Raw genomic sequence first — 14,234 nt, forward strand, 5'->3', positions numbered from 1 at the left:
AGATAAAAGGTTTAATGGGAACTGCCTGTTATTTTCTGTTTTTTTAATAAATGTAAAGCACCGTGGATTTAATTCCCTTGTCTTGTCATCGCTCCCAATAAATCGTGTCGAGTGATAATATGCACCTTTTCCTGCTCATCACGGAGTAATACTGCTTTATGGGCTTCCTGCTGCATCAAAGAAGACAATACATCTATCGTATGCTTTATACTAACAAAAGGGAATGGCAAATCCATCACTTCCTTTACAGCAGCCTGACTCAGTTCAGGTGTCTCAATCAAGCGTTGTAAAACATGAGAATCCACCAGGCTACCAACATAGGTAGTATTATCTGTTACTGGAAGTTGGGAAATGTTTTTTTCATTCATCAAACGTACGGCCTCTCCAACCAATGTGTTATGAGATACACTCAGCACCTGGGAAGAAGGGGGACGTTGGGCAATAATATCTCCTGCTGTAGCAAACTCTCGTTCTTCCAAAAAGCCATGATCCTTCATCCAGCTATCATTGTATACCTTATTCAAGTAACGGGTACCATGGTCCGGCAAAATAACGACCATCACATCCCCTTCCTTCAAGTGCTCTTTGGCGTATTGCAAGGCCCCGTGTACTGCCGCACCACAAGACCAGCCGATAAACAGCCCTTCCTCCCTGGCCATTCTTCTTGTCATTACCGCTGCATCCTTATCTGATACCTTGATAAATTGATCAATTAAGTCAAAATCAACATTCTTTGGCAAGATATCCTCCCCTATTCCCTCCAACATATAAGGGTAAATTTCTCGCTCATCAAAAATCCCCGTTTCCTTATACTTCTTGAAAACGGACCCATAACTGTCCATGCCAATCGTCACAATATCCTTATTTTTCTCTTTCAGATAACGAGCAACACCACACATTGACCCACCGGTACCTACTCCAGCAGCATAATGCGTCACTTGCCCTTCTGTCTGCTCCCATACTTCTGGCCCAGTAGTTTCATAATGCGCCAAGGCATTCCCTGGATTGTCATATTGGTTAGGATAAAATGAATTGGGGATTTCCTCATTCAACTTCTTCGCTACTGAATAATAAGAACGAGGATCATCAGGGGCTACGTTAGTAGGACAAACGATGACTTCTGCACCTACTGCCCTAAGGATATTGATCTTTTCCTGAGACTGTTTATCTGATACGGTAAAAATACATTTATACCCCTTCGCAATCGCTACCAAGGCCAATCCCATCCCTGTATTCCCTGAGGTTCCCTCGATAATCGTGCCTCCTGGTTTGAGTATACCCTCTTCTTCTGCCATTTCAACCATCTTGAGTGCCATACGATCTTTCATGGAATTACCAGGATTAAAATATTCTGGTTTTACAAGAATCGTCCCTGGAATTCCTTCCGCTAATTTGTTGAGCTTAATCAATGGCGTATTGCCTATAGTGTCTATAATTGAGTCTGAATACTTCATAGTAGTGGGTTAGTTTGTGATTAAATAAATTAACAAAATCATGGATTTCTTACAATAAAAGCCTCTTTAATCTCCAAAAAACCACTTTTCACAACCTATTTATTTACAGATACTTAGAAACGGAAACAGGAAAGTTCTATCATATTCTTTATTCTCTTATAAAAAAAATAAATATATTGTCAGCCGAACCATCTTTATTTCTATATGAAAATTTCTACTACATTCTTTAACGGAATGTCCTATGAAAAGAAGATACAAACGCTATATAATTATGCTGAAATGCTAGTGTCTTTGGTGATTGGGGATGAGCGAATTGAATTATATTGTATTGGCGGTACTTATTTAGAAGTTATTGTCAAGAATGAGTCACTACATATTGCAGACATACGAGTGATTAACGACTCGGAAGAGTTACTCAAGTATTGCGAACAAGTTGACCTAAAGCAGCTCATATAGGAATTGTTTAATTAATAAAGTACCAGTGTTAAACTGGTACTTTTTTTATGCTTGAATTTGGACTTTCTCAATACACTCTATCCCTCTTTTTTTGATCATCAAAAAAATTCCTCCCAAAAAAGTATAATTAAACAAATTATTAATTGCACTACCTAAAGAACTCCTACTTTTATTTCCTGTATAGTATAGCATACTATAAAAACTCGGCATAGTTTTAGACAAAAATTAGAATATATTTTTTATTTTTGTGGCAACCTAGCACAGTGGCATATCGTTATTGTATTATAGCGGTATACATTGCTACACAAGCTATCAGCAGCTTGGGCAGAGGACCTTCACAATCTCAAACCAAACTAACTGATTTTAACTATGGCAACAGAACAATTACGCTACAGTACAGAAGAACTTCGAGAATTTGAGGAAATCATTCGGGCGAAGTTAGATCAAGCAAACAGTGAGCTTGAGCACTTGAAAGTTTCCATTAGTAAAGGAAGCAGTGGACAAGACTCTAATCACTCTGGTGGAAAAACACTGGAAGATGGAGCGGACGCTTACGAAAAGGAGCAACTAAATCAGTTAGCTGCCCGTACCCTTAAGTATAAAACGCAATTGGAGAAAGCGTTGATCAGAATCAAAAATGGTACTTACGGCATCTGTATTGACACTGGAAAGCTCATCTCTAAAGAACGTCTTCGTGCCGTCCCTCATACGATGCATTCGATTGAAGCAAAACTTGCCAAGAGTTAGTTAAGCAACTACTAAAAAACATTATTTAAAGACTATTTGATCGCTGAAACCAGCCTTCAAATGAATAAAGGAGAAAAGATAAAGGAAAGCACCTTCATACAAGGTTTTTATTCCTTCATCCTTTCTCCTTCAGCATTACAAACGTATATCTTTGATATAATTTGTATTTTTGACAGAGTCTGTTCCAGACTCTTCTTTATGGCCAATCGATTTTTATAACTTATGAGTACCCTAGTCAAACACGTAGAAGCAATTATTTTTTGTGCCCCTTCCTCTGTTACCGTTGAGGAGATTTTTAATGCCTTACAAGAGTCTCTGGGAGATATGGTCAATGTAGAAGAAATAAATAAAGCGATTGCTACATTGATACAAAAATACAAAAAAGGAGGCTATGCCTTTGAGATCGTACAGTCTGCAGGGGGATACTCATTTATGACCAAGGAAGAGTGTAATGACAGTGTGGGCGCCTTTCTTAAGAACCGCTCCAATAAGAAATTATCCAAATCAGCTTTAGAAACCCTTTCCATTATTGCCTATAAGCAACCGATCAGCAAGACAGAGCTAGAACAAATCAGGGGTGTCGGTTGTGATTATGCCGTAAAGAAATTACTTGATAAGGATCTGGTAGAAATTAAAGGAAAATCTGAGGCTATTGGGCGTCCGCTTCTTTATGGTACTTCTGAGAAATTTTTAGACTATTTCGGCATCAATAGTATCAAAGACCTTCCTTCTCCAAAAGAATTCAGGGAAGAAGACTTGAATGAGATTGGAGATGTTGCTACAGGAGAAATAGATATTAACAGCAAAAAAGAAGCACTTCCTTTAATGGAAGAGAAATAATTGTTGAGGCGGCTTGCGCCGCTGGTTGAGTAGCGCTTTGCTCTGTTGAGCAGGGCGTCATACTGTTGAATAGAGCTTCATTCTACAAACTCAACTCACCGAAGGTGAACCTCAACAGCACGAAGTGCTACTCAACAGTGCGTAGCACGCTCAACTAAGGAGTGTCATTGCCTAATAATCTCACTTCCACTCTTCTGTTCTTTTGCTTATCCTGCTCACTTCTACCTGACGTTAGTGGACGCTGTCCTCCAAATGCCTTCACATCGATACGTTCCTCCTCTACTCCATTCTTTATCAAATAACGCTTGACCATTTCGACTCTTTTTCTGGACAGGTATAAATTAGCCCTAGGGTTTCCTTCAGTATCCGTATGTCCTTCCAATAGTATTTTTATATTCTCATTCATAGATAACACCCCTATCAGGTTATGTAAATCTCTATAAGACGAAGGTAACAAAGTGGCTTTGGTACGCTCAAACAATACTGATTTTAGGTTAACCAACATACCTTCTTCTAAAGGCTGCAACAATACCTCTAGCGTATCTGTAGCCGCATCTTGCTCTGTCACTCGAAACATACGAGAAGTACCCCAATAGCCTTTTGCCTGCAATACTACCTCGTAGATTCCTTCGGCTAAATGCAAAGTCATTGCAGCGCCTTCCAATACATTTATCAAGGTAGTATCTTGCTTTAGCTGCATCCTACTACTCAGTAGTTCTCCTGTGTACTGATCCTTCACTAGGATGATTTTATCCATTTTGACCTTATACCACTGGCTTCCCAAAAGGCCTTCTCTATCGATTTGGAATAAATCAGCATGTTGATGATTCCCACTTTTATAAGACACAAAAAAGGCCTGTTTTCCTTCTTTGTCCATGGTATACCCAGACTCCCAATCTGCTGAATTAACTCTCGGCCCTAGGTTTACAGGAGAGGACCAATGTTGCCAAGAGTCATCTAGTCTATAACTCATATATAAGTCTGCCAACCCAAATCCACTATACCCCATAGAAGCAAAGAAAAGAGAACGCCCATCAGCAGCAAGAAAAGGGGTTAGTTCTGTACTTGCTGAATTAATCTCAGCTCCTAGATTCATAGGAGTTGTCCAAGTATTGTTGTCTTGCCTGAAGCTCACATATAAATCCCTATCTCCATGGCTATCATTTGCCTCTATAGCCATCAGCATCACATTTCCATCAATACTCATAGAGTATTCGCTAAAGCTACTATGATTATGATACCCATCTATCTTTAATGCTTCGGGATAACTCCATTTTCCTTCTAAAAAATGACTTATTGAGATCCCACTAGTCGCTTCTTGTCCCCTATGATATTGATTCCCTAACAGTAACGTATTCCCTTCATTAGGAGCCGCACAAACATAATTGTGATTATAGTCGTTAAGAGGAGATCCCATATTAACAGGAGAAGACCACCAACCTGTCTCTTCCATCTTTCGAGAGACCCAAATATCATCATTGTGTGCTGTTCCAATATTTTCGGGATGATCTTTCCTTGTAAAGTACAAAGTGTTACCATCAGGACTGACCACAGGAAAAACTTCATCATATGGCGTATTGATAGCAGCATCCATGTGGGTCACTTTATTGATTTTACGATCCTCGTCATAATCCAAATGAATCAATGCTTCTATGGGTTCCACCATATCAGAGGTACCAATTGCATCAATATGATTCCAGCCCTTTACCGCCGAAGTGTTCATGATTACTTCAACTGCCACTACTTTATAAGGAGTCATCTCTTCCAAAATGACATTCAACATACGTCCTTTCTGGGCTACAGGATTTATTTTAAATATCTCATATACGGTATGCTTCTCTCCTTCTTCGTCATAAAGAACAATGCGTTGTATACTCCCTGGATTAAAACTCTCCGCTACGGCTACTTGTCGAATCGAACGAGCTTCTTCAAAGCCTACCTTTATCCATTCTCCTTTAGGGTTATTCTGAGAAGCCGGAGACCAGGCACAATACGATGGACCAGCACAAGGCAGTACATTTGGAATACCCAAAGCCTGCACTCCCTTAGATTGCTTTGTTCGAAATGAAACTACTTGTTCCGATGAGATCCCTAAAAGGGCATCAGCCCATTTGATATTTGCCGGATATTGAGCAACAATACTCCCTGCATGAAATAATATAATAAAGGATATAGTAAGTATCCGTAATAGTTGAAAGTACATAGGTTATTAAGAGTTAGTCGGTCAAGCAATAATGCCCCCCTTCTCTTATAGATATGGAAGGGGTAATACGCTTCAGAACAAAACAGATGTCAATGAATTTATAAAAAGTCCTTAAATTAACGAGCGTTAACTTAAATAGTCCAAGCTATTTCTTGATTCCATCACATTATAATTTTATGAACCTACTCAACGAAATCTACCGTACCTCCCTGATACTTCTTACAGACCTCTATCAGCTCACCATGGCTTATAGTCTTTGGAAAAATAAAGCAACCCAAAAAGAGGCTGTATTTCATGCTTACTTCAGGAAAACGCCGTTCAATAGTGGCTATGCCATTAGTTGTGGACTTTCCACGATCATTGACTACCTGCAGAATTTCCGTTTTGAAGAATCCGATCTGGCATATCTTCAGGAACTAGAAGGAAATGATGGAAGCCCTCTATTTGAAAGCGGCTTTATTGACTACCTCCGCACGATGGAATTTGATTGTGATATAGACGCCATTCCTGAAGGTACTCCTGTATTCCCTAATCAACCTTTACTAAGGGTTAAAGGCCCCCTACTACAATGCATGATTCTGGAAACAGCTATTCTAAATATCATTAACTTCCAAACATTGATTGCAACCAAAGCGGCTCGTATCAAAGAAGCAGCCAAAGATGATCTAGTCCTGGAGTTTGGGCTACGACGAGCCCAAGGTATAGATGGAAGTATCAGTGCCAGTAAGGCAGCTTATATCGGAGGCTGTGATGCCACCTCCAATGTATTGGCTGGAAAACTCTTTGGCATTCCCGTAAAAGGAACTCATGCCCATAGCTGGGTGATGGCCCATGACAATGAAACAGAAGCGTTTGAAGCCTACGCACAAGCCCAACCAAATAACTGTACACTCCTTGTAGATACCTATGATACCATTGAAGGAGTAAAGCATGCCATCAAGATTGGCTTAGACTTAAAACAAAAAGGGCATCGACTGGCGGGAATTCGACTGGACTCTGGTGACTTAGCTTTCTTAAGTATTGAGGCTCGTAAATTATTGGATGAGGCCGGCCTTACGGACACTACGATTGTAGCCTCCAACGATCTGGACGAATACTTAATTTCCAGCTTAAAGAATGAACAGGATGCAGCAATTACTGTATGGGGAGTAGGTACACGTTTAGCTACGGCCCATGATCAACCTGCCTTAGGAGGAGTATATAAACTAGGCTGTATTCGCAGTAGCCCTACACAGGAATGGTTGCCTAAAATTAAACTTTCCGAACAGATGATTAAGGTATCCATTCCGGGCATGCAACAAGTCAGAAGGTATACGTATGATGACGGGCAATACATGGCAGACATGATCTACAATGAGCTACAGCCCCTTTCAAAGAGTAGCTGTATTATTGACCCAAATAACGCTTTCCGTAATAAAAAGATCTCAGAGGAAACACCATATGAAGATCTCTTACACCCTATTTTCAGAAATGGGAAACTCGTTTATCAATCTCCTAGTATTCAAGAAAGTAGGGAGCGGACCAAGCAAGAGTTACAAAAGCTACACAAAGGGATTAAACGATTAAGTAACCCCCATAGCTATCCCGTAGGACTAGAAGAAAACTTGCATCATTTAAGAGTAGAACTTATAAAGGTAGAAGGAATTTAGTCCCCTTATGGTTAACAAGCTCTTAGGAAAACATTGTAAATAGGATGCACTGCATAAGACCGCTACGGGTCGTAGCATTATACGTATAACGTTACGATCCGTAACTACTCCAATTACAAACTTATCATTTAGTCTAGTAGTTACATCCTCCTACTTTTTTCCTCTTCAAGAATATAGTAGCTTCTACAATGGACCCTTCAAGGTCTTTTTAATCCTAAGACTTATGCATTTTGACACCAATAAAATATCGGGGAGAAGTATTCTTCAGCAAGGACAAGAAAACTTGTACTTTGGAGGAACGGCCTATCTGGGACTAGATGTACACACTGGCTTCAGGGGAATTCTTATGGAAGGATTCTCTCGCTACGGACACTATTTTGGTGCTTCCAGGCTTGGTAACCTACGATTGGACATTTATGATCAATTCGAACGTTTCTTTGCTGAACTGATGTACTCCGAAGACAGTCTTGTGGTTTCCTCTGGAACGCTGGCAGCACAGTTGTTTGTACAAGCTTACTCTAAAGATATGCCCAGGTTCTATGTTAAAGGGACACATCCTTGTCTCTACCAGCCTGAGGGAAATATATTTCTGGAGGCCGATCAACATGGTGCAGCAGTTATTAATGCTCACGAAGGTCCTGTGACTATTTTCTGTAATGCTGTTGACCCTCTATTCTGTCAACCTATTGATTTTGAATGGCTACACGATACAGACCCTACAAAGGAGATAACCTTAGTAGTAGATGCTTCCCATGCTTTTGGTGTTGCTGATCAACTCCTATACGAATTAAAAACTAAGATTGCTCAACTATATCATATCAAGTTGGTATTGCTTGGTTCTTTAGGGAAAGCCTATAGTCTCCCAGCAGGCATTATTCTAGCAGACCGCAATATCATTGATACCCTTAAAGGTAATCCGCTATTTGGAGGCAGTTCTCCTGCTGCTCCAGGGTTTTTACATGCTTTTATACATGCCATGGATATTATCAGGCAACAACAAAGCCTTTTAAGTACTAACCTGAAACAGATAACAAAGGAAAGCATCATTCAAAATCACTTCCAAACCCTTAAAGACTACCCTGTCTTTGCAGGAAAGAAAGAAGCGATGGCTGCCTACCTTCAGCAAAACAATATTGTCATATCAAGCTTCCATTATCCTACTGCAACCTCCCCTTTACTCAATCGAATTGTGATTAATGCCACGCATACAGCTTCGGACCTTGATTATTTGATGGAGAAACTGGAAGAGATGGAAAAAGTGAAAAGTGATTGATTATTAAAAACGTGATTATGAAAAAGAACTACTTAGCATTTTTTACCTTATTAGCCTTCTTACTACTAGCTGGTTGTAAGCAACAACAGTTAGTAAAACAGATACACCGTACTGTAACTGACAGTGAGAAAGAATTACAATACCTGGCTGGCTTGGCTGTGTACGACCCTGCAAAGGGAGAAATGATCTATGACTATCATGCCGACCGTTACTTTACTCCTGCTTCCAATACCAAGATCTATACCTTCTATACTTCCTTAAGGATATTGGGAGACTCGATCAAAGGCTTAGAATATACGGTACGCAATGATTCTCTTTTTTTCTGGGGCACAGCAGATCCCTCTCTCCTTAACCCTAATATGGAGCAAGAGCAAGATCGTGTTTTGGAGTTCTTAAAAAACAGAACGGAGACATTGGTTTTTCTGGACAAGCCTTATTATGAGGGTGCTTTTGGACCAGGATGGGCCTGGGATGATTACAATGATTATTACTCAGCAGAACGAAGTGCTTTCCCGATCTATGGCAACGTCATTACAGTTAGCAAACAACCCGAAGAAGAGCTCTTCAACCTATCCCCTATGGCCTTTGTGGACTCCTTACTCGTCATTCCGGATAGCAGCTATACCTCTGTACGTAGAGACCTTAAGTCCAATATTTTCACCCTGAGGTATGGACAAAATGCTGACATGAATGAGCAAATCCCATTTATTCACTCCTCTGAACTAAATATTCAATTATTAGAAGATACTCTAAACCGTGAGATACCAATACAGCCCTATGACCCTGTATTTGTAAACGAGCAAGAACGTTATTTTGTGAATAGCGTTTCCACTGACTCCCTTCTAAAAGTAATGATGCAAACCAGTGATAATTTCATGGCGGAGCAATTACTATTAATGTGTCATAATGAATTGACTGATGAATTTTCTTCCCGAAAGATGATTCGTCATGCGCTGGATTCCCTACTCCCTGAGTTGCCTGATACTCCAAGATGGGTAGACGGTTCTGGACTATCACGCTACAACCTATTTACTCCTAGAAATACCGTACACGTATTCAACAGGCTTTATCATAGTATCCCTCAGGATCGCTTGTTCAATATGCTGGCTGCAAGTGGTGAGAGTGGTACATTGAGTCGATTTTACAAAGCGGAAAGTCCATATATCTATGGAAAAACTGGTACACTTTCCAATAACCATTCCCTTAGTGGCTATCTGATTACGAAATCAGGAAAGATTTTAATCTTCAGCTATATGCATAACCATTATATGAGCAGTAGTTCACGTATTAAGGAGAAAATGGAGGCGGTATTGAAAGAATTGAGAGACTTATATTAATTTTTAATGATTAATTTTCAATTTTCAACGATTTGCTATTCATTAATTAATCATTGAAAATTGAAAATTAATCACTATTCACTGTAGGTAGTTAATCTGACACTAGAAATATATTGAGAGACTTATGGTCTCATTTGCAAAGTCGTTAGTTTCTTAATTTGACACTTGTTCATTACGTCACCATGAACGTACCAAAACTCACAAAACAGTGAAAAACAATCAATTAAATACCAACCACCTAATATCCCATCTAATCAAATGTGTTCATATTCGTGCACTTTTTACTAAAACCGATCAATTTACAGCCTACTTATTGTATCTATAAACCTCCACTACATTACACCTTCGTTTCTTCTCTCAACCATTCTCTTCACTCCTTTGTTAAGGAAACAAAACCCAAACACTATACTATGGAAAGAAGAGATTTTATGCAGAAAGCTGGATGGACAGGCTTAGCACTTAGTCTAGCTCCTACAATATTACTTGCAAGAAACAAACCCTTTGAACTCCCCCAACTTGGATATACCTATGATGCTATCGAACCATTTATTGATAAGCAAACCATGTATATACATCACCAAAAACATCACGCAGGATACGTCCGAAAACTAAATAATGCATTGAAAGGAAGTGCTTTAGAAGGAAAGCTTCTAGTAGATATTCTAGGGCAAGTAACTACTGTAGAAGAAAATATCCTTCAAAATGCTGGAGGACACTACAATCATTCCCTCTTATGGGAAACACTCACACCAAGAGGAAAAGAGCTTCCTGGAAAAACCCTGAAAGAGGCTATCGAACAATCCTTTGTTTCTTACGAGGATTTTCTCGTCACCTTCCGGTCTGCAGCTTTAGGTGTCTTTGGATCTGGATGGGCTTGGGTCTGTTTGGGAGACGATAAAAAGTTATTCATTTGTCATACCCCTAACCAAAACAATCCCTTAATGCGTCAAGTCGAAAATACTTACGGTACCCCTATTTTAGGTATTGATGTTTGGGAGCATGCTTATTACCTCAAATATCAGAATGATCGCGCTACGTATGTCGATAATTTCTTAAAAGCCATTAACTGGGAAGTGGTAGAGCAAAAGTATATGGAAGCGTCAAAGTAATGTTAAGTGGTTTATCGGTTATCTTTTTGTTTATTGCTTGTCGATTATCATTGAAACAAAGTAGATAACAGAACTTTAGAGCTTGTTTGGAATACTGATTTAGATAGAGAAAATTTCTATAACCTGTTCAAATTGATTCAAATTTGAGAATAATAGTGGTTCTATTTGTCAAAAATTTGAGTTGATTTGAACAGTGATTAGAGGAATTTTCTATCTGAAGACGTATTCCAAACAAGCTCTAATGATAGCCGATAAACTAAATCGACATCTTGAACGATTCAATTGACAATGAGCATTTACGAAGAACAAACTTTTAATAACATCAACTTCCAGGAAGGAGCCATTACTGGAAATACTTACGAATATTGTCGCTTTCAAAACTGTAACTTTTCTACTATAGACCTATCCGGTACTCGTTTTTTGGAGTGCGAATTTGAGGAGTGTGATCTGAGTAATGTCACATTACACGATACCGCACTACAGGAAGTGCTATTCAAATCATGCAAGTTATTGGGCATTCATTTCGAAGAATGTAACACATTTGGCTTTGACGTATCCTTTGAGGAATGTAATCTCTCTCACTCCTCCTTCTACCAATTAAAAATGAAAAAAACGCGCTTCCTTAACAGTAAACTGCAAGGATGTGACTTTACAGAAACACAGCTAGAGGAAGCTGTTTTTCAATCCTGTGATCTAGTTGGCAGCACGTTTGATCGAACAAACCTTCGCAAAGCAAACTTAAGTACGGCTCTTAATTTCTCCATTGATCCTGAGAACAACGTAGTCAAAGGAGCTATTTTTTCTACCGAAAATCTGATTGGACTGTTACAGAAGTATCAAATCAAGGTCTTATGAGCAGTGAGCAGTGAGCAGTGAGCAGTGAGCAGTGAGCAGTGAGCAGTGAGCAGTGAGCAGTGAGCAGTGAGCGGTGAGCGGTGAGCGGTGAGCGGTGAGCGGTGAGCGGTGAGCGGTGAAAGAAGTTATTTAAACGATAAGCGATAACCAATAAGCGATCAACTTTTTTAAAACGATAAGCGATTATCTCATCGTCTACAAACTTTCAATCTATTAAGTTTGTCAATAGGAACATATTTTAATTACTTTTGCGGTTACGCGTGAAAAACGCCTAGACTTGTAAAAAATTCAATACAGGCATAAATAAAGACAATTAATAATGGATAAAGTAAGGGTAAGATTTGCACCAAGCCCCACAGGACCTCTACATATCGGTGGAGTTAGAACAGCATTGTTTAACTATCTTTTCGCAAAACACAACAATGGTGAGTTCCTTCTAAGAATCGAGGATACTGACCAAACACGTTTTGTACCGGGAGCAGAAGAGTATATTCAGAAATCATTGGAATGGGTAGGAATCTCTCCTGATGAGTCTCCGTGGAATCCGGGCGAGTGTGGCCCATACAGACAGTCTGAGCGTAAAGGCATGTATATGGAGTATGCCCAGAAGCTGATTGACGAAGGAAACGCTTACTATGCCTTTGATACGCCAGAAGAACTGGATGCTATGCGTGAGCGCCTGAAAAAGGCGAAAGTTGCTACCCCTCAGTACAACGGAATCACTCGTATGCAAATGAAAAACTCCCTGACACTTCCAGAAGATGACGTAAAACGTCGATTGGAGTCTGGTGAGCCATATGTTATTCGTTTGAAAGTTCCTAGAAAGGAAGAGGTTAGATTGAATGACATGGTACGTGGATGGGTGATGGTACACTCACACACCATTGACGATAAAATCCTAATGAAATCAGATGGGATGCCTACGTATCACCTGGCAAACGTTGTAGATGACCATTTGATGGGCATTACACACGTCATTCGTGGTGAGGAGTGGTTACCGTCAGCACCTTTACACGTATTATTATACCAATACCTGGGATGGGAAGATACCATGCCTCGCTTCGCACACTTGCCACTTCTACTTAAGCCTGACGGCCATGGTAAGTTAAGTAAGCGTGACGGTGACCGTCTAGGGTTCCCGGTATTCCCTATGCAATGGGCTGACCCTAGCACAGGAGATATCTCTCAAGGGTACAAGGAAGATGGATTCCTTCCTGAAGCATTCATCAACTTCCTGGCATTCCTGGGATGGTCTCCAGGAAACAACGACGAAATGTTTACCCTAGAGAAATTGGTAGAAGTATTTACCATTGAGCGTGTAGGTAAAGCGGGAACGAAGTTTGACTACGACAAAGCGAAGTGGTTCAACCAGCAATACCTAAAAGAGAAGCCTGATACTGAGTTAGCACAGTACCTATTGGCTGACCTTGAAAAAGAAGGTATCGAATGTTCTCCAGAGAAAGCTGCCTTGGTGGCTAATCAGCTGAAAGAACGTGTGGTATTCCCTAACGAGTTCTGGCCAGAAGGTAAGTTCTTCTTCCAGCAGCCTGACAGCTACGATGAGAAGACTGTAAAGAAAAAGTGGAAGCCAGAAGCCGTAGAGGTATTGGCAAAATACAAAGACGCTATTGTGGCTATGGATAATGCCGACTTCAACGCTGCCTCTGCCAAGTCTACTTTTATGGGATTGATTGAGGATGCTGGTCTTAAACTAGGACAAGTAATGCCTGCCCTTCGTTTAGCAATTTCCGGAAAAGGAATGGGGCCAGACCTAATGATCATGCAAGAGATTATTGGTAAGGAAGAAGTAGCGGCTCGTATTGATGTGGCGATTGAGAAGCTGGAAGCGTAATTACGTTTGAATAAATAACTGTTATACTACCATAACAGCTTTGTTGAATCGTTGAACCGTTGAATTAAGCTTCGCTCGTTGATTCGAGTTGAGTTGTTGTTTGATTACCTTAGTAAACCTTCGATAAACAGTTCAACTCGAATCAACGATTCAACTAGCGAAGCTTAATTCAACGATTCAACAGAGCTGTTTAATAGTATGACCTATAAATATTCAAAATCAATTAAGCAACATCTTACTATTAAGCATAAAAAACCTGAGATAGTACAAGCTTTCTCAGGTTTTCCTGTTTTTTACTTCTTTTCAAATTAGCTACAAGGTATTTATTCCTAGTTTTCTCTTTTAGACATTATTTCCAGTCTGCTACTATTGAAATGTAAACAGAAAAAATACCGTCTATAATATCCTTCCAAAGAAAGTAATCTTCATGTTACCAAATAGTTTCACAAAGACAGAATA

Annotated in this window: 11 protein-coding genes; 9 read left to right on the forward strand and 2 right to left on the reverse strand. The window is 39.8% G+C overall.

All coding sequences use genetic code 11. The annotated features are described in order from the left end of the window. Positions 1-68: 68 nt before the first annotated feature. Positions 69-1,454, reverse strand: coding sequence for a pyridoxal-phosphate dependent enzyme (locus ABD985_RS05835; protein ID WP_345369987.1), 1,386 nt, complete (start codon positions 1,452-1,454; stop codon positions 69-71). Positions 1,455-1,658: 204 nt separating this feature from the next. Between ABD985_RS05835 and ABD985_RS05840 the strand changes: the two genes are divergently transcribed. The 3 genes from ABD985_RS05840 to scpB all read left to right on the forward strand — a co-directional run bounded on the left by ABD985_RS05840 (position 1,659) and on the right by scpB (position 3,497). Then, on the forward strand, positions 1,659-1,910 hold the full coding sequence (locus ABD985_RS05840; protein WP_345369988.1) for a hypothetical protein: 252 nt from the start codon (positions 1,659-1,661) through the stop codon (positions 1,908-1,910). 369 nt (positions 1,911-2,279) lie between these two features. Beyond that, positions 2,280-2,657 (forward strand): TraR/DksA family transcriptional regulator, encoded by a 378-nt coding sequence (locus ABD985_RS05845; RefSeq protein WP_345369989.1) that lies wholly within the window; start codon positions 2,280-2,282, stop codon positions 2,655-2,657. Between the two features lie 222 nt (positions 2,658-2,879). Further along, positions 2,880-3,497: an SMC-Scp complex subunit ScpB gene (gene scpB / locus ABD985_RS05850; protein ID WP_345369991.1), complete on the forward strand. Its 618-nt coding sequence runs from the start codon at positions 2,880-2,882 to the stop codon at positions 3,495-3,497. A gap of 154 nt (positions 3,498-3,651) precedes the next feature. Here the strand turns inward: scpB and ABD985_RS05855 are convergent, their stop codons facing one another. Then, positions 3,652-5,700 carry an OmpA family protein gene (locus tag ABD985_RS05855; protein ID WP_345369992.1) on the reverse strand — a complete coding sequence of 683 codons (2,049 nt, stop codon included), beginning with the start codon at positions 5,698-5,700 and terminating at the stop codon, positions 3,652-3,654. Between the two features lie 176 nt (positions 5,701-5,876). Between ABD985_RS05855 and ABD985_RS05860 the strand changes: the two genes are divergently transcribed. The 6 genes from ABD985_RS05860 (at position 5,877) to gltX (ending at position 13,775) form a co-directional block, all read left to right on the forward strand. Then, a complete protein-coding gene (locus ABD985_RS05860) occupies positions 5,877-7,349 on the forward strand; it encodes a nicotinate phosphoribosyltransferase (protein ID WP_345369993.1) in 1,473 nt (490 codons plus the stop codon). A 223-nt stretch (positions 7,350-7,572) separates the two neighbouring features. Then, the gene (locus ABD985_RS05865; RefSeq protein WP_345369994.1) at positions 7,573-8,622 is read left to right on the forward strand and encodes an aminotransferase class I/II-fold pyridoxal phosphate-dependent enzyme; all 1,050 of its coding nucleotides are present in this window, start codon (positions 7,573-7,575) and stop codon (positions 8,620-8,622) included. Between the two features lie 17 nt (positions 8,623-8,639). Beyond that, positions 8,640-9,959 carry a D-alanyl-D-alanine carboxypeptidase/D-alanyl-D-alanine-endopeptidase gene (locus tag ABD985_RS05870; RefSeq protein ID WP_345369996.1) on the forward strand — a complete coding sequence of 440 codons (1,320 nt, stop codon included), beginning with the start codon at positions 8,640-8,642 and terminating at the stop codon, positions 9,957-9,959. Between the two features lie 410 nt (positions 9,960-10,369). Then, complete coding sequence (locus ABD985_RS05875; RefSeq protein WP_345369997.1) at positions 10,370-11,068, forward strand: Fe-Mn family superoxide dismutase; 699 nt, start codon at positions 10,370-10,372, stop codon at positions 11,066-11,068. 288 nt (positions 11,069-11,356) lie between these two features. Next, entirely contained in the window at positions 11,357-11,923 is a 567-nt protein-coding gene (locus ABD985_RS05880; RefSeq protein WP_345369999.1) for a pentapeptide repeat-containing protein, read from the forward strand. Between the two features lie 316 nt (positions 11,924-12,239). Beyond that, a complete protein-coding gene (gene gltX / locus ABD985_RS05885; protein WP_345370237.1) occupies positions 12,240-13,775 on the forward strand; it encodes a glutamate--tRNA ligase in 1,536 nt (511 codons plus the stop codon). Positions 13,776-14,234: the final 459 nt, after the last annotated feature.

The sequence above is a fragment of the Algivirga pacifica genome, assembly GCF_039543525.1.
Lineage (GTDB): Bacteria > Bacteroidota > Bacteroidia > Cytophagales > Flammeovirgaceae > Algivirga > Algivirga pacifica.

Excerpts from the sequence above, each read along its gene's own strand:
- ABD985_RS05835 (WP_345369987.1), bottom strand. The coding sequence starts at position 1,454 with ATGAAGTATTCAGACTCAATTATAGACACTATAGGCAATACGCCATTG.
- ABD985_RS05840 (WP_345369988.1), top strand. The coding sequence starts at position 1,659 with ATGAAAATTTCTACTACATTCTTTAACGGAATGTCCTATGAAAAGAAG.
- ABD985_RS05845 (WP_345369989.1), top strand. The coding sequence starts at position 2,280 with ATGGCAACAGAACAATTACGCTACAGTACAGAAGAACTTCGAGAATTT.
- scpB (WP_345369991.1), top strand. The coding sequence starts at position 2,880 with ATGAGTACCCTAGTCAAACACGTAGAAGCAATTATTTTTTGTGCCCCT.
- ABD985_RS05855 (WP_345369992.1), bottom strand. The coding sequence starts at position 5,700 with ATGTACTTTCAACTATTACGGATACTTACTATATCCTTTATTATATTA.
- ABD985_RS05860 (WP_345369993.1), top strand. The coding sequence starts at position 5,877 with ATGAACCTACTCAACGAAATCTACCGTACCTCCCTGATACTTCTTACA.
- ABD985_RS05865 (WP_345369994.1), top strand. The coding sequence starts at position 7,573 with ATGCATTTTGACACCAATAAAATATCGGGGAGAAGTATTCTTCAGCAA.
- ABD985_RS05870 (WP_345369996.1), top strand. The coding sequence starts at position 8,640 with ATGAAAAAGAACTACTTAGCATTTTTTACCTTATTAGCCTTCTTACTA.
- ABD985_RS05875 (WP_345369997.1), top strand. The coding sequence starts at position 10,370 with ATGGAAAGAAGAGATTTTATGCAGAAAGCTGGATGGACAGGCTTAGCA.
- ABD985_RS05880 (WP_345369999.1), top strand. The coding sequence starts at position 11,357 with ATGAGCATTTACGAAGAACAAACTTTTAATAACATCAACTTCCAGGAA.